Consider the following 23,735-nt stretch of genomic DNA (forward strand, 5'->3'; position numbering starts at 1 on the left):
CGAGGTCGTGCGCCGGAGTCACTGAAGATTAAGCCGCTGATTTTCGCCAAACAATCCGATAATCGACTGAGTGTTCGCTTATCGAACAGATTGTTATCAACCTAATGATCGCCCCGAGTGCGAGGCGATCAATCCCGATATCAGGTCGCGTCCGCGTGACTGACCAGACCCTTGATCACCACCGCAGCCGTGGCCAGCCCGGCCGGGATCACCAGCGCTGTCAGCACCTGTTCGAAATTCCAGCCCAGGCCCAGCAGCGTCGCGCCCATCCATGCGCCGAGGATGGCGCCGAAGCGGCCGATCCCGAGCATCCACGACACACCGGTCGCCCGACCCTGGGTCGGATAAAACCGCGCCGCCAGTGACGGCATCGCCGATTGCGCACCGTTGACGCACATGCCCGCCACCAGCACCAGCGTCGCCAGCAGCGTGATGTTGCCCAGGCTCTGCCCGACCGCGTAGGCAAACACCCCGGCCAGCAGGTAGAAAATGCCGATGACCTTGTGCGGATTGAACCGGTCCATCGCCCAGCCTACGCCGACCGCGCTCAATACCCCGCCGAACTGGAACAACGCGCCGATGAAGGCCGCCTGCTCCATGCTCGCGCCGCTGTCACGCATCAGGGTCGGCAGCCAGCTGGTCAGCAGGTACACGATCACCAGGCCCATGAAGTAGGTCAGCCACAGCAGCAACGTGCCGACGCTGTAGGTGCCGGAGAAAATCACCGCGAACACGTTGCGTGCCTTGACGGTTTTCTGCTCCGGTACGCTGAAACTTGCTGCCTGGGCGACAGTCGCCGGATCGATCGGCGCAAGGGTTTTGCGCACTTTGTCGGTGCCACGGTTACGCACCACCAGATAACGCGCCGATTCCGGCAGCCAGAGCAGCAACACCACGGCGAGGATCAGCGGCAGGACCCCGCCGATCAGCAACAGGCTGTGCCAGCCGAAGGCCGGAATCAGCTTGGCCGAGATGAATCCGCCACCCGCCATGCCGAGGTTGAAGCCGCAGAACATGCTGGTCACCAGCAGCGACTTCTTGCGCTCCGGGGTGTATTCCGACAGCAGCGTGGTGGCGTTCGGCATGCCCGCGCCCAATCCAAGACCGGTGAGGAAACGCAGCACCAGCAATTGCTCGACGTTGGTGGCGTAGGCCGACGCCAGACTGAAAGCACCGAACAGAAAAACCGCCCCGACCAGTACGACTTTTCGCCCGAAGCGATCAGCCAACGGCCCGGAGCCCAAGGCGCCGAAGACCATGCCGATCAGCGCGGCGCTCATTACCGGGCCGAGGCTGGCGCGGTCGATGCCCCAGTCCTGGGACAGGGCCGGCGCGATGAAACCCATGGCCGCGGTGTCGAGGCCATCGAGGAACACAATCAGGAAACACAGAATCACCACCCGCCACTGATAGCGCGAGATCGGTTGGGCGTTGATGAAGGACTGCACGTCGAGGCAGTGACCTACAGCGGACTGAGGCTGGTTCATTATTTTTATTCCACGCAAAAAACGCAGTCGAACGGCGACCGGCCAAAGACTGGCACGGACACAAGCATATAAGGAGGGAATCAGGCGTTGCGCTAAAACCGGCAACAGGAACGGGAGCGGCGACAGTCGGGGAACGTGCGCATGGGAAGTTGCCTCTTGTCATTATTATGGGAGTCGACGATCCGGCGGGCTCATTCACAACAGCGCCGGATGACGCTGCCGCGACATTAATGATCCGGGGGTTTTAGCGTCAATTCGATAAACGCAACTCTGTGCGTTTATCGAACAGCTTCATCAGGCGAATAACTGCGCACTGAGGTCGCGGCTTGCACTCAGCAGACCCGGCAGAAAGCGTTGTTCCAGTTCGGTACGGCTGACGCGACCGGCGTGGGTGCTGACGTTGAGCGCGGCCACCACCTGGCCGGAAGCGTCATACACCGGCACCGCAATCGAACGCAGGCCTTGTTCCAGTTCCTGATCGACGATGCACCAGCCCTGCTGCCGCACTTCCTGCAGACATTCGAGCAAGGACTCGGGGGTGTGCAGTGTGCGACTGGTCTTGGCCACCAGTTCGGCGTGGTCGAGGTACTCGCGCAGCGACGTGTCGTCCAGCGCCGCCAGCAGAATCCGCCCCATGGACGTGCAATACGCCGGCAGCCGCCCGCCCACCGACAGGTCCACCGAAATCAGGCGCTGGGTGGTGGCCGAGCGAGCGATGTAAAGAATGTCGTCGCCTTCCAGGGTGGCCATGTTGCAGGCTTCGTGCAGTTGTTCGCTCATACGGTCGAGGTACGGCTGGGCGGAGACTGCCAGCGGCGTCGAAGACAGATAGGCGTGACCGAGGGTCAGCACTTTGGGCAGCAACGAATAAGTACGGCCGTCGGTGGTGGCGTAACCGAGTTTGATCAAGGTGTGCAGGCAGCGACGTACGGCAGCGCGGGGGATTTCCGTACGATGGCTGATCTGGGCGATGGTCAGGTGGCGCTTGCGCTCCTGAAACGCCTGGACCACGGCCAGGCCTCGGGCCAGGGAAGTCATGAAGTCCGGATCGCCGGTCAGGGCCTGGATGCGTTTGGCCGGCGAGGCGACGATCGGCGGCGCTACCGAGGTGAAGGAATTGCGCATTTGATCGTTCATGTCAGGTCCTTTTTTCTTGTTCGGATCAACGGCTATACAAGCGGCTCGCAGACAGATGCACAAGCGCCAGATCGCCAACACCGGGCGATTATCGAACCGTCGACCGATAATCGCAAACGCTCCTACCGACCCGAATGAAGCGACTCTGTAAAGTTTCCAACGCGATATCACTCATGCGCCCGGCCCCTTAGTTGATCGACTAAATGACGCCAGAAACGCAACACCCGGCAACAACGACGCAACTACCGGAAAAAGTTGCGAGTCACAAAACAATCACACATCCGGTACCGTTTTTAACTTGGCAAAGATAGTCAATCCCGAATCGGCCGCTATAATGCACCTCAATGGCGTCGCACTTTTATTGGCCGTCGACGTCATTCGCTGAGGCAATGTCCATTGCCTTCAGCCCCGGCCAGCGCCTGATGATCATCACCCATGCACCGCCAGCGCGCTCGCTGAAACAGGAAACTGATGCTGCGTCAGTTTTAATCTGGTGCCGTAGCCGCCTGTAACATGGAAGTCTTGACCGCCCTGCCGATAACACCGCTGCCTGTTAAGGCCGCGTCTTGTTGGCGAACCGGTTCAATCGATTCGTTGCAGTGCGTTTCACCAGACATTTATCTCAACTCATACAGGTAGCACTGTGACGAAAGACGAACTGCGCGCGGAACTTGAGCGCCAGGAACAACGTTACAAGGAAGTTTACGGCGGGGAAGTCACCACCTACGCCGCTCAGCCGGAACCGGAACGCAAAGCATGGCGTAAACGCCCCACCGTTCAGGATCAGGTCTTCCAGCAAGAACTGAAAAAAATGGAAGAGGAACTCAAAGCCGAAGAGCCTTGATGCCTTCCTTTGAGACTTTCGAGGGTAAACGTACTCACCGGGTTACAAGCACGGTGGACTGACGATGCCTTGCGCGCCCGCTACCCGCGGGCAGCGGCCAACTCCCCTGTATTGCACAGGTCTGGAGCATGTCAGACACGTTTCTCAGATATTTCATACACGCTTCTGCCCCCTCCCGCCCCCCGGTCGATCCGCCGGCTATTCGCATTTTTATCAATCGAATCAATGCCTTGCAAAACCCTGTAAAAAGCTTGGGTAATGCACCTTGATACAAATTAATTTGGCGAAGAAGGTTACCGATGAGCAGGTAGGGGATCGATTTCCAGTCTTTTCTGGCATAATCGCGCCCCCTTATGACCGGGTCAGAAAACCTTCATGATCGATTTATTCAGCGGACTGGATGCCTGGGTGCTTGTGAGCCTCCTGCTCGCCCTGACATTTGTCCTCGCCTTCGAGTTCATCAATGGATTTCATGACACCGCTAACGCGGTAGCCACTGTTATCTACACCAAAGCGATGCCGCCTCACCTGGCGGTGTTCTTCTCGGGCGTGTTCAACTTCCTCGGCGTATTGCTGGGCGGCGTCGGCGTGGCGTATGCCATCGTCCACCTGCTGCCGGTAGAACTGTTGATCAACGTGAACACCGGCCATGGTCTGGCAATGGTGTTCTCGCTGCTCGCCGCCGCCATCGCCTGGAACCTGGGCACCTGGTACTTCGGTATCCCGGCCTCCAGTTCCCACACCCTGATCGGTTCGATCCTCGGTGTCGGCCTGGCCAACGCCCTGATCAACGACATTCCGCTGGGTGATGGCGTGAACTGGCAGAAAGCGATCGATATCGGCGCTTCGCTGGTGTTCTCGCCGATGGCTGGCTTCCTGGTGGCCGCCCTGGTGCTGATCGGCCTCAAGTGGTGGCGCCCGCTGTCGAAAATGCACAAGACCCCGGAACAACGCCGCAAGATCGACGACAAGAAGCATCCACCGTTCTGGAATCGCCTGGTTCTGGTGATGTCCGCCATGGCCATGAGCTTCGTGCACGGCTCCAACGATGGTCAGAAAGGCATCGGCCTGATCATGCTGGTCCTGATCGGTATCGTGCCAGCGCAGTTCGTGCTCGACCTGAACAGCACCACCTACCAGATCGAACGTACTCGCGACGCAACCCTGCACCTGAGCCAGTTCTACCAGCGCAACGCCGCCACCCTTGGCGAATTCCTGGCCCTGGGCAAAAGCGTAGAAGGCGACCTGCCGGAGAAATTCCGCTGCAACCCGCAGCAGACCGAACCGACCATTTCCGCCCTGCTCCACACCCTCAAAGGTGTATCGGACTACCACTCGCTGCCGGCGGAAAGCCGCATCGAAGTGCGCCGCTACCTGCTCTGCCTGGACGACACCGCGAAGAAAGTCGCCAAACTCCCGGGCCTTGAGGCTCGTGAAAAGGCCGACCTGGACAAGCTGCGCAAAGACCTGACCACCACCACCGAATACGCCCCGTTCTGGGTGATTCTGGCGGTCGCCCTGGCCCTGGGCCTCGGCACCATGATCGGCTGGAAACGCGTGGTCCTGACCATCGGCGAAAAAATCGGCAAGCAAGGCATGACCTATGCCCAGGGCATGTCGGCACAGATCACCGCAGCGAGCATGATCGGCCTGGCCAACATCTTCAGCCTGCCGGTGTCCACCACCCACGTCCTGTCCTCGGGCGTGGCCGGCACCATGGTCGCCAACAAAAGCGGCCTGCAAGGCGGCACGGTGAAAACCATCCTGCTGGCCTGGGTCCTGACCCTGCCGGCCACCGTGGCCCTGTCGGCCGGCTTGTTCTGGCTGGCGTCGAAGGCGCTGGGTAGCTGATAGATCGTGGTAATGAAAAAGGCGTGATTCGAGAGAATCACGCCTTTTTTGTTGGCCGCGGTAAAGAGGTGCGGAAGATCAAGAGCGCCCTCACCCTAGCCCTCCCGAAACGTCGGACCGCCCGTAGGAAGAGGGGACTGACCGAGGTGTTTTGGAGAAATACGCCGACGTGAGATACCGAGGTGAACTCCGGACCTCAAAAGCCCACATCCCGCACCTGCTTTGGCTTCCCACCACTCAACACGATGAGCGTTAGCTCGAGTAAAGCTTTTGACGTGTCGGCCCCTTCGGCAGGCTGAGTGGAGGGATTTATCCGGGGGTGGGCGCGCAGCGCCGTTCGACGAAGTCGAACACATCGAGAGGAGGTGCAGCGAAGCAAACCGGAGGCGATGCCCCCGGATGAATCCCGGAACGAAGGAACGCCGAGCCTCAGCGAGGTGCCGAACGCCGGGGCCAAGCCTTTTGGTTACTTTTTGGCGTTTGAAAAAGTGACCCGCTGTAAGAGCGGAACCGCCAGTCGCAACACCCGAAAAAACGGATATTCACAAAGAACACCCAAAGCATGGTCGGCCCAAAGGCCGCCAAAACACAAAAAAAAAGGGCAACCGAAGTTGCCCAAAATGCCTTGCGTGCTCATCAAACCCGGAAGAACTAAGGCTTCTTGCGCTTATTCGCATCCTTCCAGATAAAAAATCCAAACCCTGCAAAAAACAGAACCATGAGCCCCACCGTCAGAACCCCGGCAAACACCACGTTATCGAAAAACATGACTGGCCTCCTGGCCCCTGCTTTGCTGCGATGGAGCTAAGTTAACCAATCAGGCAGGCGCAGGAATTGACCGGGATCAATACCGGTCAAGGTGCGGAGCAAAGGAAGGGAAATAACTGACCTGCATCAACGGATACAGGGGGAGATCAACGCTTTTTCGGTTTGTTTTTCGACTTTTTCTTCGGTTTTCCCAACGGCATGGCCTGTTCGAAGGCCTTGCGCACTTCATTCAGGCGTTTTTCGTTGAGGTCGTGAACCCGCTTGGCGCGTTCGGTGCTGAGGTCGATCAGTTTGTCGTCTTGGCTCATGGCGTTCGATGCATCGCTTGGACTGAATCACAACTGCCGGACCACCGACAGGACTGCGCCAATAATGCGGCCTCGGGCCGGCGCTGACCAGTCATCGACGTACAACAAATCGTGTATGCAAGACGCGATGGTCGGGCAGCCTCAGATCTCGATGTCGACCCACAAGCCCTGACGCGGCTGATCTTCCATCAGCGGCACCACCGGCACGGTGTTGTCGGCATTGAGTTCTGTGCCCGGCACGGCGAGGTGTTCTTCCGGATCTTCGTCGGCTTCGCGCTTGCGACGCTCACGCTCCTGCTGGCGGCGCTGCTCTTCGCGCAGCAGATAACCATCCTCTTCCGGATCGCGCTTTTGCAGGTCGATCGTGCTTTCGTTGGAGCTTTCCTGCACCGGCACCACCGGGGGAATGTCCGGCCGCTGGCGGATCGGGTCCTGCTGGGATGTGATCGGCACGGCGCTCAGGGGGAGCATCGGTGGCAGCATATGAAGGGTCTCCTGTCAGCAGGCTATCGGCTGCGGCATCGGGGCCTTGAGCCATCGGTCGAAAACTTGTGACCGGGTTGGCACTCAATCGTGCCGCCAGCGCTCCTGAAACCGACGCATGACCTAATCTTCCCTCAGTTGGCCGTCGGCATTTAATAGCCGTACGCGACGCCTAATCCTTTGGCCTCAGGGCCTCATTCCGTTAAGATAGCCCGCTTTTTCAAGGTGGGAGTCAGGCAGCATGGCGCAGCAGTATCAACCGGGGCAACGCTGGATCAGTGACAGCGAAGCAGAGCTTGGTTTAGGCACCGTTCTGGCACAGGACGGCCGCTTGTTGACCGTGCTTTACCCGGCCACTGGCGAAACCCGCCAGTACGCGCTAAGGAATGCGCCTTTGACCCGCGTGCGATTCTCGCCGGGCGACTCCATCACTCACTTCGAAGGCTGGAAGATGACCGTGCGCGAAGTCGAGGATGCCGATGGCCTGCTCGTCTATCACGGTCTGAACGCCGAGAACGAAGCCGTCACCCTGCCGGAAACCCAGCTGTCGAACTTCATCCAGTTCCGTCTGGCCAGCGACCGTCTGTTCGCCGGACAGATCGACCCGCTGTCGTGGTTCTCCCTGCGCTACCACACCCTGGAACACACCAGCCGCCAGTTGCAGTCCTCCCTGTGGGGCCTGGGCGGCGTACGTGCGCAGCCGATCGCTCACCAGTTGCACATTGCCCGTGAAGTCGCCGACCGCATCGCGCCACGGGTATTGCTGGCGGACGAAGTGGGCCTGGGCAAGACCATCGAAGCCGGTCTGGTGATCCATCGCCAGTTGCTCTCCGGTCGCGCCAATCGCGTGCTGATCCTGGTGCCGGAAAACCTCCAGCACCAATGGCTGGTGGAAATGCGCCGCCGCTTCAACCTGCAGGTTGCGCTGTTCGACGAAGAACGCTTCATCGAAAGCGATGCCTCCAACCCGTTCGAAGACACCCAACTGGCCCTGGTGGCCCTGGAGTGGCTGGTCGAAGACGAAAAGGCCCAGGACGCGCTGTTCGCCGCCGGCTGGGACCTGATGGTGGTCGACGAAGCGCACCACCTGGTGTGGCACGAAGACAAGGTCAGCCCGGAATACTCCTTGGTCGAGCAGCTTGCCGAGACGATCCCGGGCGTGCTGCTGCTCACCGCCACCCCGGAGCAACTCGGTCAGGACAGCCACTTTGCCCGTCTGCGCCTGCTCGACCCGAACCGTTTTCATGACCTGGCCGCCTTCCGCGCCGAAAGCGAGAACTATCGCCCGGTGGCCGAAGCCGTTCAGGAGCTGCTGGACAAGGGCCGCCTCTCGGCCGAAGCGCACAAGACCATTCACGGTTTCCTCGGCAACGAAGGCGAAGCCCTGCTCACCGCCGTCAACGATGGCGACACCGAAGCCAGCGCCCGCCTCGTGCGCGAACTGCTCGACCGCCACGGCACCGGCCGCGTGCTGTTCCGCAACACCCGCGCCGCCGTGCAGGGTTTCCCGGAGCGCAAGCTGCATCCGTACCCGCTGCCGTGCCCGGACGAATACCTCGAACTGCCACTGGGCGATCACGCCGAGCTGTACCCGGAAGTCAGCTTCCAGGCCCAGCCGGACGCCAGCGAAGAAGAACGCTGGTGGAAATTCGACCCGCGCGTCGAGTGGCTGATCGATCAGCTGAAAATGCTCAAGCGCACCAAAGTGCTGGTGATCTGCGCACACGCCGAGACCGCGATGGACCTGGAAGACGCCCTGCGCGTACGTTCCGGCATCCCGGCCACGGTGTTCCATGAAGGCATGAACATCCTCGAGCGTGACCGCGCCGCCGCCTACTTCGCCGACGAAGAGTTCGGCGCACAGGTGCTGATCTGCTCGGAAATCGGCAGTGAAGGCCGCAACTTCCAGTTCGCCCACCACCTGGTGCTGTTCGATCTGCCGTCGCACCCGGACCTGCTGGAGCAGCGGATCGGTCGTCTGGACCGGATCGGCCAGAAACACATCATCGAACTGCACGTGCCGTACCTGGAAACCAGCCCGCAAGAGCGCCTGTTCCAGTGGTATCACGAAGCGCTGAACGCGTTCCTCAATACTTGCCCGACCGGCAACGCCTTGCAGCATCAGTTCGGCCCGCGCCTGCTGCCGCTGCTGGAAGAGGCTGACGATGGCGAGTGGCAGACGCTGATCGACGAAGCGCGCACCGAGCGCGAGCGTCTGGAAGCCGAGCTGCACACCGGTCGCGACCGCCTGCTGGAACTGAACTCCGGCGGCGCCGGCGAAGGTGACGCGCTGGTCGAGGACATCCTCGAGCAAGACGATCAGTTCGCCCTGCCGATCTACATGGAAACCCTGTTCGACGCCTTCGGCATCGACAGCGAAGACCATTCGGAAAACGCCCTGATCCTCAAGCCGAGCGAGAAGATGCTCGACGCCAGTTTCCCGCTGGGCGACGACGAAGGCGTGACCATCACCTACGACCGCAACCAGGCGCTGTCGCGCGAAGACATGCAGTTCATCACCTGGGAACACCCGATGGTGCAGGGCGGCATGGACCTGGTGCTGTCCGGTTCGATGGGCAACACCGCCGTCGCGCTGATCAAGAACAAAGCGTTGAAGCCGGGCACCGTACTGCTGGAACTGCTGTACGTCAGCGAAGTGGTTGCGCCACGCTCGCTGCAACTGGGCCGTTACCTGCCGCCGGCCGCCCTGCGCTGCCTGCTCGATGCCAACGGCAACGATCTGTCGGCCCGCGTGGCGTTCGAAACCCTGAACGACCAGCTGGAAAGCGTACCGCGCGCCAGCGCCAACAAGTTCATCCAGGCCCAGCGCGATCAGCTGACGCCACGGATCAACGCCGGTGAAGACAAGGTCACCCCGCGTCACGCCGAGCGCGTGGCCGAGGCCCGCCGCCGTCTGGCGGCCGATACCGACGAAGAACTGGCGCGCCTGACCGCGTTGCAGGCGGTCAACCCGACCGTGCGCGACAGCGAGCTGGTGGCCCTGCGCAAACAGCGCGAGCAAGGCCTGGCCATGCTCGACAAGGCTGCGCTGCGACTGGAAGCAATCCGGGTGCTGGTCGCAGGCTAAACCGCCCTGCTCCATCGCCAGAAACAAAAAGGCCCGCAGCGATGCGGGCCTTTTTGTTTGTCTGAGGTTACGCAGTCACCGCTGCGCCATCCGGCTCCACCACTGCCAACAACCCCTCCTTCATCCGCTTGGCATCCCGCACAAAACACCGCGACGCCAGAAACAGAAACACCATCGTAAAGAACAGCGCCACCGGGATCAGGTACATCGCGTCATGCAGGCCGACAGCCTTGAACGCCTCGGTCATCTGTTCGGCCCCCGCCGAAATCATCGCCGACTTGGCAAAGTGATCCGACAAACCACCCACCACTACCGGCCCCAGACCGCCACCCAGCAAGTACAACCCGGCAAAGAACAACGCCATCGCCGTGGCCCGCAGACGCGGTTCGACCACGTCCTGAATCGCCGTGTAGACGCAGGTGTAGAAGTTATAGGCAAACAGCCAGCCGACACTGAACACGGCGACAAACACACCGATCTCGATCCGCCCGGCATGCAGCGCCCAGGCGGTGCACACCGTCGAGATGATCAGGCTGAACGCCGCAAACAACAGCCGGCCGCTGGCCACGCGCTGGTGAATCTTGTCGGCGATCCAGCCGCCCAGGGTCAGGCCGATCAAACCGGTCACCCCGACGATCATCCCGGTGGCCACCGCCGCCTCCTGCAACGGCATCAGGAAATAGCGCTGCAGCATCGGCACCAGAAACGAGTTGCAGGCGTAGGTCGCGAAGTTGAAGCACAACCCCGCCAGCACCAGCCACAGGAACGTCGGCACCGCCAGCACCCGGCGGATCGGCTTGTCGACTTTCTCCTGCGACACTTGCACGGTTTCCGCCGCGCCACGCTTGGGTTCCTTGATGAAGAACATGAACACCGCCAGCAGCAACCCCGGCACGGCAGCGATGAAGAACGGCGCACGCCAGCTGTCGAACGCCTTGACCATCGCGCCGATGGTGAAAAACGCCAGCAGCAGCCCCAACGGCAAGCCCAGCATGAAAATCCCCATGGCCCGCGCCCGACGGTGGGCCGGGAACAGATCGCCGATCAGAGAGTTGGCGGCCGGCGCGTAACTGGCCTCACCGATGCCGATGCCCATGCGCACCAGCAGGAAACTCCAGAAACTGCCGACCAGGCCGTTGACCGCTGTCAGCGCGCTCCAGGTCGCCAGGCCCCAGCCCATCAGTTTGCTGCGCGAGCCGGTGTCGGCCATGCGCCCCAATGGCAGGCCGGCAATGGCATAGACGATAGTGAACGCGGTGCCGACAATCCCCAGCTGAAAGTCGCTGAGGTGCCATTCCATGCGGATCGGCTCGATGATGATCGCCGGGATGGTGCGATCGAAGAAATTGAACAGGTTGGCGAGGAACAACAGGAACAGAATGCGCCAGGCATTCGCCGCTTGGGTCGAGTTCTGCATGGGTCCGTCTCTTTTATTGTTATAGGGCTTCACTGCCGACGCATCCGAGCCCGGAACCTGCAATCTAGTCACGGCCTTCGAAGCTGTCTGTGATCATTCGCCAGCCTGATAGGGAGCCATCGCACTGTAACGAAACGTAAGCCCTTGAAAAGGCTCGAATCCCCCGAAAACCGGGGGTTTTGCGGAAAAATCCGGCAATGAAAAAATACTTTCGCGCCCCCCTTCCCAACGCCGTGGCAAAGCCTAGAATGGCCGCCGGATCTGTCCGGATCCAGCCGATCAATCCCTTTGATGCCCCTCCCATGTCCGATGTCAGTCCGTGTCTGAATTGCGGTGCCTGCTGTTCCCATTTTCGTGTGTCATTTTTCTGGGGTGAATGCGCATCCTCCGGCGGAACCGTGCCTGATGAACTGGTCACCCAGATCACGCCCAGCCGGGTCGCCATGATCGGTACCGACCGCAAGGCACCACGCTGCACCGCGCTGGAAGGCGAAGTCGGAAAGGCCGTGAGTTGCACGATCTATGACAAGCGCTCCAGCCCCTGCCGCGAGTTCGAGGCGTCGTGGGAAAACGGCGAGCAGAACATTGACTGTGACAAGGCCCGTGCCCGCTTCGGCCTGCCGCCGTTGCAACCGCACTGGAACGAGGTCGCCTGAGCCTTAGCGCCAATCGCTATGGCCCTCATGCCAAAATCATTAGAACCAATGTGCCACCACGGCTTGCGCCCCGAAATCGGCCTCTATACTGCATTCATTCGCCTGCGTTGATGACGCAGTAAGGAAGCACTCAGAGACGGGGCATGCTATGGAGTGGCTTGGTTTGCAGTTTGTTGCCGAGCTGCCGGAGAGCGGGCAGGTCATCCTCAATTGCACACACAACCCCTTGCTGGTGCTGGTCGCCTATCTGGTGGCGTGTGCCGCGAGTTTCGCCACCCTCGACATGGCGGAACGCGTCGGCCATGCCGAAGACCCCGGATCGCGCAGGCTCTGGCGCTGGATCGGCGCCACTTGCCTGGCCGGCGGCATCTGGGCCATGCATTTCATCAGCATGCTGGCGTTCCAGACGCCGATCGACATCCAGTACGACCTGGCCATTACCCTGTTCTCCCTGGTGATCGCCCTGCTGGCCTCCTGGCTGGCGATGCACACCCTCAGCGAACCGCAGCCCAGTCTGCTGCAATACTTCAAGACCGCCATCGTCATCGGCCTGGGCATTGCCGGCATGCATTACGTCGGCATGGCCGCCATGCAGTCCGCCGCCACCGCTTACTACGAACCGACCCTGTTCGGCCTGTCGATCCTGATTGCCATCGGTGCCAGTTTCGCCGCGCTGTGGGTGGCCGGGAATTTGCGTGAAGGCAGCGGCCTGCACAACCAGATGCTCAAATACGTGGCCACCCTGATTCTCGGGGCCGGCATCATCAGCATGCACTTCACTGGCATGGCGGCGTTGCATCTGGTGCTGCCGGAGGGAAGCATTCCCACACTGAGGGCCGAAACCAGCCACCTGCAGCTGGGGCTCACCGTCGCCTTCATCACCCTGCTGATCCTCGGCAGCGCCATCAGCGCCGCACTCGCCGACAAGAAACTGCAGAACAAGGAGCAAGACCTGCGCCGGGTCAACATGTTGCTCAGCCAGCTCGATCAGGCGCGGATGTCGCTGCAACAGGCCGCCAATTACGACGCCCTGACCAACCTGATCAATCGTCGCGGCTTCAACCAGCTCTTTGCCGAGAAACTCAGCCAGAAATCCACCGAGGGCGGCATGCTCGCGGTGATGTTTCTCGACATCGACCACTTCAAGCGCATCAACGACAGCCTCGGCCATGATGCCGGTGACGAGTTGCTCAAGGTCATCGCCCAGCACATCAAAGGTTCGGTACGTGGCCATGAAGACGTGGTCGCGCGTTTCGGCGGCGATGAATTCTGCATCCTCATCGGCCTGCGTGACCGCGAAGAAGCCCGCAACCTGGCCCAGCGCATCATGCTCAAGATGAAGGAGCCGATCGAACTGGCCGGGCGGCGCATGGTGATGACCACCAGCATCGGCATCAGCCTGTTTCCCGAAGACGGCACCACCTGCGATGAACTGCTCAAGCACGCGGACCTGGCGCTGTATCAATCCAAGGGCGCCGGGCGCAACGGCGTGCACTTTTTCGATTCCAACCTGAAAAACCGCGCAAGCCTGGAACTGCAACTGGAGGAAGAACTGCGCCATGCCCTGCGCGAAGAGAACGGGTTGATGCTGTATTACCAGCCGATCTTCGAACTGAAGACCGGCAAGGTCACCAAGCTCGAAGCGCTGATTCGCTGGCAGCATCCGGTGCATGGCCTGCTGACCCCGGACCGTTTTATCGCCATCGCCGAAAACAACGGCCTGATTGCCGAACTCGACAACTGGGTGCTGCGCAAGGCCTGCGAAGACCTTGGCGAACTGTCGCGCCATGGCTGTGACGAATTGAAGATTGCCTGGAACTGTTCACCGCTGAATCTGGCCCGGGAAGAACTGGCCAATGAGATCGAACGCGCCTTGCGCAGCGCCGGCGTCGCCCCTGAACGCCTTGAGCTGGAGGTGACCGAAAACGCCCTGATGGGCAACATCGCCAATACGCTGGTGCTGTTGCGGCAGATCCGCGCCCTGGGTGTGTCGCTGTCAATCGATGACTTCGGCACCGGTTATTCGTCCCTGGCCTATCTCAAGCGTCTGCCGCTCAACACCTTGAAAGTCGACCGCTCGTTCATCCTCGATATTCCCAAGGCCACCGCCGACATGGAAATCGTCCAGGCGATCATCGTCATGGCCCACACCCTGCACTTGCAGGTCGTCACCGAAGGCGTGGAAAGCCTGGAGCAATACGAATTCCTCGAGCGTTCCGGCTGTGACTTCATTCAGGGTTACCTGCTCAGCCGTCCGGTGCCGCTGCACGAACTGCGCCCGGTCCTCGAAGAGATCAACCAGCGCAAACACGCCCACTCGGTCAATCCGCTGACGCTGGCTCGCGGTACATTTTCACCAGTGTCGATGGATCTCTCTCCAAAAAGCCCTGCGCCCCATGCAGGCGCATCAGTTGTGCGGCCAATCCGCTGATCGGCGTCGCCGAGCCGACTTCACGGGAAAACTTCACTGCCGTGTCGAGATCCTTGAGCAACGTGCGCACGTGCCACTTCACCGGTTCGAAACGGCTTTCGGCCATTTGCGGGGCGAGGATCTGCAGCGGCTTCGAATCGGCAAAACCACCGGCCAGCGCCTCGGCCATCAGGCTGGCGTCGACCCCGGACTGCTCGGCCAGCGCGACCACTTCGGCGATCACCAGCGCATTGCAGGCAACGATCATCTGATTGCAGGCCTTGGTCACCTGGCCGGCACCGATACCGCCCATGTGCGTGACGCGCTGACCGAGGGCGAGCAGCACCGGGCGAACACGATCAAGATCTGCGGCATCACCACCGACCATGATCGCCAGGCTGCCGGCCTCCGCGCCGACGACGCCGCCGGACACCGGTGAGTCGAGCCAGGCCATGCCGGTCTTTTGCGCCAGTTCTGCTGCCATCTCGCGAGTCGCCGTCGGTTCAAGGCTGGAAAAGTCCACCAGCAGCTGACCGTTTCTTGCGCCTTCAGCAACACCGGCCGGGCCAAACACTACTTCGCGTACCACCGCCGTATCGGCCAGGCAGAGCATCACCACGTCGGCCTGCCCGCACAGTTCGGCCGGGGTCGCGACTTGCCGGGCACCCGCCTCCACCAGCGGCGCGCACTTGTCCGGGTTGCGGTTCCACACGGTCAGCGGATAACCCGCCGCCAGCAGACGCCGGCACATCGGCAGCCCCATCAGTCCGATTCCGGCAAACCCCAACGAAGGTAGCGTTGACATCATTTAGCCTCCTTTTGATTAAAGATCGCCGAATAATGGCCGATCCATCATCAATCAGGAAAGGATTCCCCCGTGCGACACACAGGCAAAGCACCTGACGCACGGGCCAAATACGCGCAGCAAAAAGACGCGAGATTCCCATTCCGTGAGGCTCGACGACAGTGGTCGCCGAGCCAACCAGTCCAGGTAAATGGCGCACAATGACTTCTAAAAACAATCCGGCCACTGCGGTATCCGATCTGACCCTGAGCCCTGCGGCGAACAGCCCTGCCCCGATGAAGCCATTGCCTCCTTCGCGCCCTCTGGGCACCCAGCAATACCTGTATTTCACCGAAACCAACACCGACCGCATCCTCGATAACCTCGACGGCCTGCGTGACCTGGTGTTCCCGCGCCCGCCGCACCTGGAAGGCGACAACGAGCAGCACAACGACCAGGAATTCCCGTCGGTGTGCCTGATCGGCCTCGGTCGCTGCGGCTCCAACATCGCCCTCGACGTGGCGGAGCTGGTGTACAACGCGCGCAAATTCTACCTCAACGAATTCAACAACGAAGACCGCGTGGCTGACCGTCGCCTGGCCTCCGACAAAGGCTACAGCCCGACCCAGTGGATCAAGCAGAACCTGCGGATCGGCCCGAACAAGTCGACCAAACCGGTGTTCCTGGTCGAGCCGCTGGTGATGCTCGGCGACCTGGATAAAGACATTGCCGGACGCATCCGCTTCTCGCGCAAGGGCGAGAAAAGCGGTTTCCTGCGCGACTACAGCAAAATGAAGATCATGGACTTGTCCGAAGTCCACGCCGGTGGCGCCGGTAACGCGCCGATCCTCGGCCAGTACCTGGCGAAGATCATCCTGAACAAGGACACCCAGCGCTTCTCCAGCCCCGACTGGAAAATGATCCACTCGTACCTGATCGACAGCTGCGGCATCAAGGCCAACCAGTCGCGCCTGTATTTCTCGATCTTCAGTGCCGGCGGCGGTACCGGTTCGGGCATGGCCTCGGAATTCGGCCTGGCCCAGCAGCACTCGTACATGAACAAGACGTTCGACACCAAGCCGATGGACGAACATGACGGCAAGAGCGGTCATTCGTTCGTGTTCGAGCCGATCTTCACCAGCGGCATCTGCGTGCTGCCGAACATTTCCGACCACCGCAGCGAAATGTCCGAGGCGCTGCACATCAACGCCGGTCGCCTGCTGTGCAAATACCTGTCGGAAGAATGGGATTTCTCGTACAACTTCGCCAACGAAGACAGCAGCGAAGCCAGCGTCATGGGCCGTATCCGCCCATGGAACGCGATGATGCTGATCTCCAACGACATCATGCGTTACGCCGAAGAGAGCGATGACGGCAACATCCAGAACATTGATGTCAATGCGATGGAGAAGCACGCCAACCAGTACATCTCGCAGCAGATCTTCAACATTCTGACGGCCCAGGCGGTTACGACCGACTATGACCAGAACTATTTCCGTCGCGCCGGCATCGACATCGGCGAGACCATTCGCCTGGATGCCAACGACCTGTTCATGAGTCTGGCCGGCCCGGTCGCCATTGCCTACGCCGAATCGGTGGTGCCGGAAACGCCGCCACCGAGCAGCGACAAGTTCAAGGTGTTCGACAAAGAGCCACAGCGCCTGAACATCGATGACCTGTTCTTCCGCTCGATCGACCTGCCGCACTTCAACAAGGTGACCCAGGCCATCGAAGGCATCAGCCTGCTGCCGATCGAATCCAAGCGTTATCGCGCGTCGCTGGAGCAGTACAAGAATTCCGGCTACGACGCCGCCGCGCTGCATGACCTGCACTTCTTCAAGAACTGCTCGTCGGTGGTCTCGATCGTTTCGCTGCCGAAAGACTACAAACTGTCGTACATGGACCTGAACCGGTTGAAGACCCACCTCAACAGCCTGTTCCCCAACACCACGCTCAAGCGCTACGCACTGGTGATCGGTGCTTCGGCCAACCTGTCGCTGACCACCCTGATCGCCAAGAGCCCGTGCCTGTCGGACGACTTCCTGACCCTGATCGTGGCGTTCATCAAGCGTTGCTTCGCGAAGAACCCGTACCGTTTCGACGAGACCCTCGACAACTCGATCCTCGACTTCATCATCAATGAAGAATTCGACGAAGAACGTATCGATGACCTGCTCAACGAATTCGAGAACCCGGCGAAGATCCTCGATACCAACTGGTACGCGATCAAGCCGATGTACGAGAAGAAATACCGCGAGCTGATCAACGACAAAGAGAAATTTGTCTCGATCAACGACATTCGCTTGTCGCGCGATTGCGTGAAGAAGTCGATCAAATACCTGCGCGAGATTTACCGCCACCGGATCGGCAAGACCAAGGTCATTTCGCTCAATAATCACACCGGCAAGACTTACTCGGTCTGATCCAAGACCGCGTCGCCGCCATTCGCGAGCAAGCCCGCTCCCACATTTGACCGTATGTCTACTGACACAACGCGGTTGAATGTGGGAGCGGGCTTGCTCGCGAAGAGGCCTTTAAATTCGATGAAAATTTCAGCCTTTCCAACATCCCGAAACAATTAAGCAGCCGTTAGGCTGCTTACTAAACTGTGCCCGTTACGTTTACGTCACCGTTATGCCACCCGCGCTTGTGGCATTTCTCTACGGCAACGTGCCATCACGCTACTCGGCTACACACTTTTCCTCGGCCATCATGTGCACCAACGAGGTGCAACCCCTCAAGCCGACGCCCTTTCCTGGACCAGAATCCACGGCCGCACCACCACCGCCCACATCTGCGGATCACGTTCGAAAATATCCAGCGCCCGCGTTTCAGACAGCTTGGCGACCTTGTCTTCGGCCAGCCAGGCAGCGACTTTCTCGCCTTGATCCGATGCCACGGCCTCGGCCACGGCGATCAAATCCAGGTCAGCGTCGACCCACAATAGGGCACCCTGGGCGTAGAAGCGCTCCAGCTCTTTCCAGGTAATAGATGCGGTTTCACCAAGCAGCTTGGCATAGAGGGTGCTAGGTTCTTGATTCATGGGACTGTCCGGAAAAGAAATCGGCGCGAATGATAACGTCGGTGGTCCGGCAGAAAAACCCGGTAGCAAAAGGCTGTACCGAACGAAAAGCGCAGGAAAGCCAAGGAATGCTGATGATTGGGGCATAAGCCCTCTGAAAGCCCCGCCGCAATTCTGTCTTTTTCTTTCATTAAAGCGACATCTCCAGAATTTGCCCCTGGGCGCCAGCTTCCCAGGCCAACAACCGGCGCTCTACACTGTACCGGTACAGTTGCCGGGGGCATTTCCGGAAGGTATCGCGAAGATATCCAGCCCGGTTCTGCTGCTACGGCGTCAGGACTCTAAAAAAATACAACAGTAAGAGTGGAGCACTATGACTAAGGCTACTAAGCAGATTTCCAAACTGTTTGCCGCTATGGTACTGGCCGGGGTTGCCAGCCATTCGTTCGCAGCTGACACCATCAAGATCGGTATCGCCGGCCCTAAAACCGGCCCGGTAGCCCAGTATGGCGACATGCAGTTCAGTGGCGCCAAAATGGCCATCGAACAGATCAACGCCAAGGGCGGCGTCGACGGCAAGAAGCTCGAAGCCGTTGAATACGATGACGCTTGCGACCCGAAACAAGCGGTAGCCGTTGCGAACAAGGTCGTCAACGACGGCGTCAAGTTCGTGGTCGGTCACCTGTGCTCCAGCTCCACTCAGCCTGCTTCGGACGTTTACGAAGACGAAGGCGTGATCATGATCACCCCGGCTGCCACCAGCCCGGACATCACCAGCCGTGGTTACAAAATGGTGTTCCGCACCATCGGTCTGGACAGCGCCCAGGGCCCTGCCGCCGGTAACTACATTGCCGATCACGTGAAACCGAAAATCGTTGCTGTCCTGCACGACAAACAGCAATACGGTGAAGGCATCGCCACCGCCGTGAAGAAAACCCTGGAAGGCAAGGGCGTCAAGGTTGCCGTGTTCGAAGGCGTCAACGCCGGCGACAAAGACTTCTCCTCGATGATCTCCAAGCTCAAGCAAGCCAACGTCGACTTCGTCTACTACGGCGGCTACCACCCTGAGCTGGGCCTGATCCTGCGTCAGTCCCAGGAAAAAGGCCTGAAAGCCAAGTTCATGGGTCCGGAAGGCGTGGGTAACGACTCCATCTCGCAGATCGCCAAGGACGCGTCCGAAGGCCTGCTGGTGACCCTGCCGAAGTCCTTCGACCAGGATCCGGCCAACCAGAAGCTGGCCGAAGACTTCAAGGCGAAGAAAGAAGACCCGAGCGGCCCGTTCGTGTTCCCGTCCTACTCGGCGGTTGAAGTGATTGCCCAGGGTATCACTGCTGCCAAATCCGAAGACCCTGCGAAAGTGGCGGCCGCCATTCACGCCGGCACCTTCAAGACCCCTACCGGCGACCTGAGCTTCGACGCCAAGGGCGACCTGAAGGACTTCAAATTCGTGGTCTACGAGTGGCACTTCGGCAAACCTAAAACCGAAGTTTCGCCTCAGTAAGGCGCTGCCTGACTGACTGCCAATAAAGCCCACGGCGTGCCGTGGGCTTTGTTTTACGAATGTATTGGGCCGCGCTGGCGTGATCCGCCAGTCTCCCCACCTGAAAATCTCAAAACCGTCATCAGCGGTTCGCTGGCAAAACCCGGATTCGAAGTGGATAAAGATCCACGGGGCCGGGCGGGAAAATGACTCCACCAGTGAAATGCGTATCAGGTTTTTAGGAGCGCTGTAATGCCTGACATCTATCACTTCTTCCAACAGCTGGTTAATGGCATGACCATTGGCAGCACGTATGCCCTGATCGCCATCGGCTATACGATGGTCTACGGCATCATTGGAATGATCAACTTCGCCCATGGCGAGGTGTACATGATCGGCTCCTACGTGGCATTCATCGCCATCGCCGGGCTGTCCATGATGGGACTCGACAGCGTTCCGCTGTTGATGACCGCCGCTTTTCTCGCAACCATCGTCGTGACCAGTGCCTACGGTTACAGCATCGAACGGGTCGCCTACCGCCCCTTGCGCGGCAGCAACCGTCTGATTCCGCTGATTTCCGCCATCGGTATGTCGATCTTCCTGCAGAACACGGTTCTGCTGGCGCAAGACTCCAAGGACAAATCCATCCCCAACCTGATCCCCGGCAACTTCTCCATCGGGCCAGGTGGCGCACATGAAGTGCTGATTTCCTACATGCAAATCGTGGTGTTCGTGGTGACCCTGGTCGCCATGCTCGGCCTGACGCTGTTCATCTCCCGCTCTCGCCTGGGCCGCGCCTGCCGCGCCTGTGCCGAAGACATCAAGATGGCCAACCTGCTGGGCATCAACACCAACAACATCATCGCCCTGACCTTCGTCATCGGTGCTGCGCTGGCGGCCGTCGCGGCCGTGCTGCTGAGCATGCAATACGGCGTGATCAACCCGAACGCCGGTTTCCTCGTCGGCCTCAAGGCCTTCACCGCCGCGGTACTGGGCGGCATCGGCAGCATTCCCGGCGCCATGCTCGGCGGACTGGTGCTCGGTGTGGCGGAAGCCTTTGGTGCCGATATCTTCGGCGACCAGTACAAGGACGTCGTGGCGTTCGGCCTGCTGGTTCTGGTGCTGTTGTTCCGGCCAACCGGCCTGTTGGGTCGTCCGGAGGTTGAGAAAGTATGACTAGGAATCTTAAACAGGCGCTGTTCAGCGCCCTGCTGGTGTGGGCGGTGGCCTACCCGGTACTCGGTCTGAAGCTGACCATCGTCGGCATCAACCTCGAAGTGCATGGCACCAGTACCTCGACATTGATCACCATTGCCGTCTGCTCGGTGTTGATGTTCCTGCGCGTGCTGTTCGACCAGCAGATCGGCGCGGCGTGGAAATCCTCGCCGAGCCTGCCGAAGATGCCGGCCAAGGCCAGCAGCTTCCTGACCCTGCCGACCACCCAGCGCTGGATCATCATTGCGTTGATCATCGGTGCGCTGGTCTGGCCGTTCTTCGGCTCTCGCGGCGCGGTGGATATCGCCACGCTGGTGCTGATCTACGTGATGCTCGGACTGGGCCTGAACATCGTGGTCGGCCTGGCAGGCCTGCTCGACCTGGGTTACGTCGGTTTCTATGCCGTCGGCGCCTACAGTTATGCGCTGCTGTCGCACTACTACGGCCTGAGCTTCTGGATCTGCCTGCCGATCGCCGGACTGATGGCGGCCACCTTCGGCTTCCTGCTCGGTTTCCCGGTCCTGCGTCTGCGCGGTGACTATCTGGCGATCGTGACGCTGGGCTTCGGTGAAATCATCCGTCTGTTCCTGCGTAACCTCACCGACATCACCGGCGGCCCGAACGGTATCAGCAACATCGAGAAGCCAACGTTCTTCGGTCTGACCTTCGAACGTAAAGCCGCCGAGGGTTTGCAGACGTTCCACGAATACTTCGGCCTGGAATACAACTCGATCAACAAGGTGATCTTCCTTTATCTGGTGGCGTTGTTCCTGGCGCTGTTCGCGCTGTTCGTCATCAACCGCTTGCTGCGCATGCCTCTGGGCCGTGCCTGGGAAGCGTTGCGCGAAGACGAGATCGCTTGCCGCGCTTTGGGCCTGAACCCGACGCTCATCAAGCTTTCGGCATTCACCCTGGGCGCCTGCTTCGCCGGTTTCGCCGGCAGCTTCTTCGCCGCCCGTCAGGGTCTGGTGACACCGGAGTCCTTCACCTTCATCGAGTCGGCGACCATTCTCGCCATCGTGGTGCTGGGCGGCATGGGCTCGCAGCTGGGCGTGGTACTGGCGGCGGTCGTGATGATCCTGTTGCCGGAAATGATGCGTGAGTTCAGTGAGTACCGCATGCTGATGTTCGGTGCCCTGATGGTGCTGATGATGATCTGGCGACCTCAAGGTCTGCTGCCCATGCAACGTCCTCACATGGAGCTGCGCAAATGAGCCGCGAGATCCTGAAAGTCGAAAATCTGAGCATGCGCTTCGGCGGTCTGCTGGCGGTCAACGGCGTGGCCCTGACCGTGAAAGAGAAACAAGTGGTGGCGCTGATCGGGCCTAACGGCGCGGGCAAGACCACCGTGTTCAACTGCCTGACCGGTTTCTACAAGCCGAGCGGCGGCAGCATCAAGCTCGATGGCGAGCCGATCGAAGGCCTGCCTGGCCACAAGATCGCCCTCAAGGGCGTGGTGCGCACCTTCCAGAACGTGCGGTTGTTCAAGGACATGACGGCGGTCGAGAACCTGTTGATCGCCCAGCACCGTCACCTGAACACCAACTTCCTGGCCGGTCTGTTCAAGACCCCGGCGTTCCGTAAAAGCGAGCGCGAGGCCATGGAGTACGCCGAGTACTGGCTGGACAAGGTCAACCTCAAGGAATTCGCCAACCGTCCGGCCGGCACCCTGGCCTACGGTCAGCAGCGTCGCCTGGAAATCGCCCGCTGCATGATGACCCGTCCACGGATCCTCATGCTCGACGAACCGGCCGCCGGTCTGAACCCGAAGGAAACCGAAGACCTGAAGGCGCTGATCAGCGTGCTGCGCGAAGAGCACAACGTGACCGTGCTGCTGATCGAACACGACATGAAACTGGTCATGAGCATTTCCGACCACATCGTCGTGATCAATCAGGGCACGCCTCTGGCCGACGGCACGCCGGAACAGATCCGCGACAATCCTGAAGTGATCAAAGCCTACCTGGGGGAAGCGTAAATGCTGCAGTTCGAAAACGTTTCCACCTTCTACGGCAAGATCCAGGCCCTGCACAGCGTCAACGTCGAAGTCCGCCAGGGCGAGATCGTGACGCTGATCGGCGCCAACGGTGCCGGCAAGTCCACCCTGCTGATGACGCTCTGCGGTTCGCCGCAGGCCCACAGCGGCAGCATCCGTTACATGGGTGAGGAACTGGTCGGCCAGGACTCGTCGCAGATCATGCGCAAGAGCATTGCCGTTGTGCCGGAAGGTCGTCGGGTGTTTGCCCGTCTGACCGTAGAAGAAAACCTGTCCATGGGCGGCTTCTTCACCGACAAGGGCGACTATCAGGAACAGATGGACAAGGTTCTCGGACTTTTCCCACGCCTGAAAGAACGCTTCAACCAGCGCGGCGGCACCATGTCCGGCGGCGAACAGCAAATGCTCGCCATCGGCCGTGCGCTGATGAGCAAGCCGAAACTGCTGCTGCTCGACGAGCCGTCGCTGGGCCTGGCACCGATCATCATCCAGCAGATCTTCGACATCATCGAACAGCTGCGCAAGGACGGTGTAACGGTGTTCCTGGTCGAGCAGAACGCCAACCAGGCACTGAAAATCGCTGACCGTGCGTACGTTCTGGAGAACGGCCGGGTGGTGATGCAAGGCACCGGTGAAGCGCTGCTGACCGACCCGAAAGTGCGCGAGGCGTACCTCGGCGGTTGATCGATTGCGTTAAACAGAAAACGGCCTTCGGGCCGTTTTTTTTGCGCTTTGAAAAATATTTCGTCGATCGCTGTAACGCATCGTCAGGTCGTTTCTCTAGTGGGG

At 60.1% G+C, this 23,735-nt stretch carries 19 protein-coding genes; 11 read left to right on the top strand and 8 right to left on the bottom strand.

Annotated elements, in window-relative coordinates; all coding sequences use genetic code 11:
- Positions 1-140: 140 nt before the first annotated feature.
- Together pcaK and pcaR are read right to left on the bottom strand one after the other, a co-directional pair.
- Positions 141-1,487, bottom strand: coding sequence for a 4-hydroxybenzoate transporter PcaK (pcaK, locus tag AC07NR_RS02030; RefSeq protein WP_495077705.1), 1,347 nt, complete (start codon positions 1,485-1,487; stop codon positions 141-143).
- 294 nt (positions 1,488-1,781) lie between these two features.
- A complete protein-coding gene (gene pcaR / locus AC07NR_RS02035) occupies positions 1,782-2,624 on the bottom strand; it encodes a pca regulon transcriptional regulator PcaR (protein WP_007963153.1) in 843 nt (280 codons plus the stop codon).
- A 643-nt stretch (positions 2,625-3,267) separates the two neighbouring features.
- Between pcaR and AC07NR_RS02040 the strand changes: the two genes are divergently transcribed.
- Both AC07NR_RS02040 and AC07NR_RS02045 read left to right on the top strand, forming a co-directional pair.
- Positions 3,268-3,468 (top strand): hypothetical protein, encoded by a 201-nt coding sequence (locus AC07NR_RS02040; protein ID WP_007957826.1) that lies wholly within the window; start codon positions 3,268-3,270, stop codon positions 3,466-3,468.
- A 375-nt stretch (positions 3,469-3,843) separates the two neighbouring features.
- Positions 3,844-5,319 (top strand): inorganic phosphate transporter, encoded by a 1,476-nt coding sequence (locus AC07NR_RS02045; RefSeq protein WP_085712967.1) that lies wholly within the window; start codon positions 3,844-3,846, stop codon positions 5,317-5,319.
- 651 nt (positions 5,320-5,970) lie between these two features.
- Here AC07NR_RS02045 and ccoM read toward each other — a convergent pair.
- From ccoM to AC07NR_RS02060, 3 genes are all read right to left on the bottom strand, one after another.
- Positions 5,971-6,087: a cytochrome c oxidase subunit CcoM gene (ccoM, locus tag AC07NR_RS02050; protein ID WP_007959205.1), complete on the bottom strand. Its 117-nt coding sequence runs from the start codon at positions 6,085-6,087 to the stop codon at positions 5,971-5,973.
- A gap of 146 nt (positions 6,088-6,233) precedes the next feature.
- The gene (locus AC07NR_RS02055; RefSeq protein ID WP_167443762.1) at positions 6,234-6,395 is read right to left on the bottom strand and encodes a hypothetical protein; all 162 of its coding nucleotides are present in this window, start codon (positions 6,393-6,395) and stop codon (positions 6,234-6,236) included.
- Positions 6,396-6,536: 141 nt separating this feature from the next.
- The gene (locus AC07NR_RS02060) at positions 6,537-6,878 is read right to left on the bottom strand and encodes an aspartate-semialdehyde dehydrogenase (RefSeq protein WP_085712966.1); all 342 of its coding nucleotides are present in this window, start codon (positions 6,876-6,878) and stop codon (positions 6,537-6,539) included.
- Between the two features lie 241 nt (positions 6,879-7,119).
- Between AC07NR_RS02060 and rapA the strand changes: the two genes are divergently transcribed.
- Positions 7,120-9,966, top strand: coding sequence for an RNA polymerase-associated protein RapA (rapA, locus tag AC07NR_RS02065; protein ID WP_192553004.1), 2,847 nt, complete (start codon positions 7,120-7,122; stop codon positions 9,964-9,966).
- Positions 9,967-10,033: 67 nt separating this feature from the next.
- Here the strand turns inward: rapA and AC07NR_RS02070 are convergent, their stop codons facing one another.
- On the bottom strand, positions 10,034-11,383 hold the full coding sequence (locus AC07NR_RS02070; RefSeq protein WP_495077706.1) for a spinster family MFS transporter: 1,350 nt from the start codon (positions 11,381-11,383) through the stop codon (positions 10,034-10,036).
- Positions 11,384-11,685: 302 nt separating this feature from the next.
- Between AC07NR_RS02070 and AC07NR_RS02075 the strand changes: the two genes are divergently transcribed.
- Positions 11,686-12,039: a YkgJ family cysteine cluster protein gene (locus AC07NR_RS02075; RefSeq protein ID WP_119427285.1), complete on the top strand. Its 354-nt coding sequence runs from the start codon at positions 11,686-11,688 to the stop codon at positions 12,037-12,039.
- 148 nt (positions 12,040-12,187) lie between these two features.
- Positions 12,188-14,470 carry a putative bifunctional diguanylate cyclase/phosphodiesterase gene (locus AC07NR_RS02080; RefSeq protein WP_495077707.1) on the top strand — a complete coding sequence of 761 codons (2,283 nt, stop codon included), beginning with the start codon at positions 12,188-12,190 and terminating at the stop codon, positions 14,468-14,470.
- Here AC07NR_RS02080 and AC07NR_RS02085 read toward each other — a convergent pair.
- A complete protein-coding gene (locus tag AC07NR_RS02085) occupies positions 14,361-15,257 on the bottom strand; it encodes an NAD(P)-dependent oxidoreductase (RefSeq protein WP_495077708.1) in 897 nt (298 codons plus the stop codon). The two genes, AC07NR_RS02080 and AC07NR_RS02085, sit on opposite strands and share 110 nt — an antisense overlap.
- Positions 15,258-15,454: 197 nt before the next feature.
- Between AC07NR_RS02085 and AC07NR_RS02090 the strand changes: the two genes are divergently transcribed.
- Positions 15,455-17,656 carry a hypothetical protein gene (locus tag AC07NR_RS02090; protein ID WP_495077709.1) on the top strand — a complete coding sequence of 734 codons (2,202 nt, stop codon included), beginning with the start codon at positions 15,455-15,457 and terminating at the stop codon, positions 17,654-17,656.
- 314 nt (positions 17,657-17,970) lie between these two features.
- On the opposite strand, the gene AC07NR_RS02095 is transcribed toward AC07NR_RS02090, so the two are convergent.
- Complete coding sequence (locus AC07NR_RS02095; protein ID WP_096819503.1) at positions 17,971-18,276, bottom strand: DUF2288 domain-containing protein; 306 nt, start codon at positions 18,274-18,276, stop codon at positions 17,971-17,973.
- A 352-nt stretch (positions 18,277-18,628) separates the two neighbouring features.
- Between AC07NR_RS02095 and AC07NR_RS02100 the strand changes: the two genes are divergently transcribed.
- The 5 genes from AC07NR_RS02100 (at position 18,629) to AC07NR_RS02120 (ending at position 23,630) form a co-directional block, all read left to right on the top strand.
- A complete protein-coding gene (locus AC07NR_RS02100) occupies positions 18,629-19,756 on the top strand; it encodes a branched-chain amino acid ABC transporter substrate-binding protein (protein ID WP_085712959.1) in 1,128 nt (375 codons plus the stop codon).
- Between the two features lie 231 nt (positions 19,757-19,987).
- A complete protein-coding gene (gene livH, locus AC07NR_RS02105; protein WP_085712958.1) occupies positions 19,988-20,911 on the top strand; it encodes a high-affinity branched-chain amino acid ABC transporter permease LivH in 924 nt (307 codons plus the stop codon).
- A complete protein-coding gene (locus AC07NR_RS02110) occupies positions 20,908-22,164 on the top strand; it encodes a high-affinity branched-chain amino acid ABC transporter permease LivM (RefSeq protein WP_085712957.1) in 1,257 nt (418 codons plus the stop codon). Before livH ends, AC07NR_RS02110 begins: the two co-directional genes overlap by 4 nt.
- Positions 22,161-22,928, top strand: coding sequence for a high-affinity branched-chain amino acid ABC transporter ATP-binding protein LivG (livG, locus tag AC07NR_RS02115; protein WP_085712956.1), 768 nt, complete (start codon positions 22,161-22,163; stop codon positions 22,926-22,928). The genes AC07NR_RS02110 and livG overlap by 4 nt, the downstream gene beginning before the upstream one ends.
- Positions 22,929-23,630 carry an ABC transporter ATP-binding protein gene (locus tag AC07NR_RS02120; RefSeq protein ID WP_003222380.1) on the top strand — a complete coding sequence of 234 codons (702 nt, stop codon included), beginning with the start codon at positions 22,929-22,931 and terminating at the stop codon, positions 23,628-23,630.
- Positions 23,631-23,735 lie beyond the last annotated feature (105 nt).

Source organism: Pseudomonas sp. GW821-FHT09C09 (genome assembly GCF_059418105.1).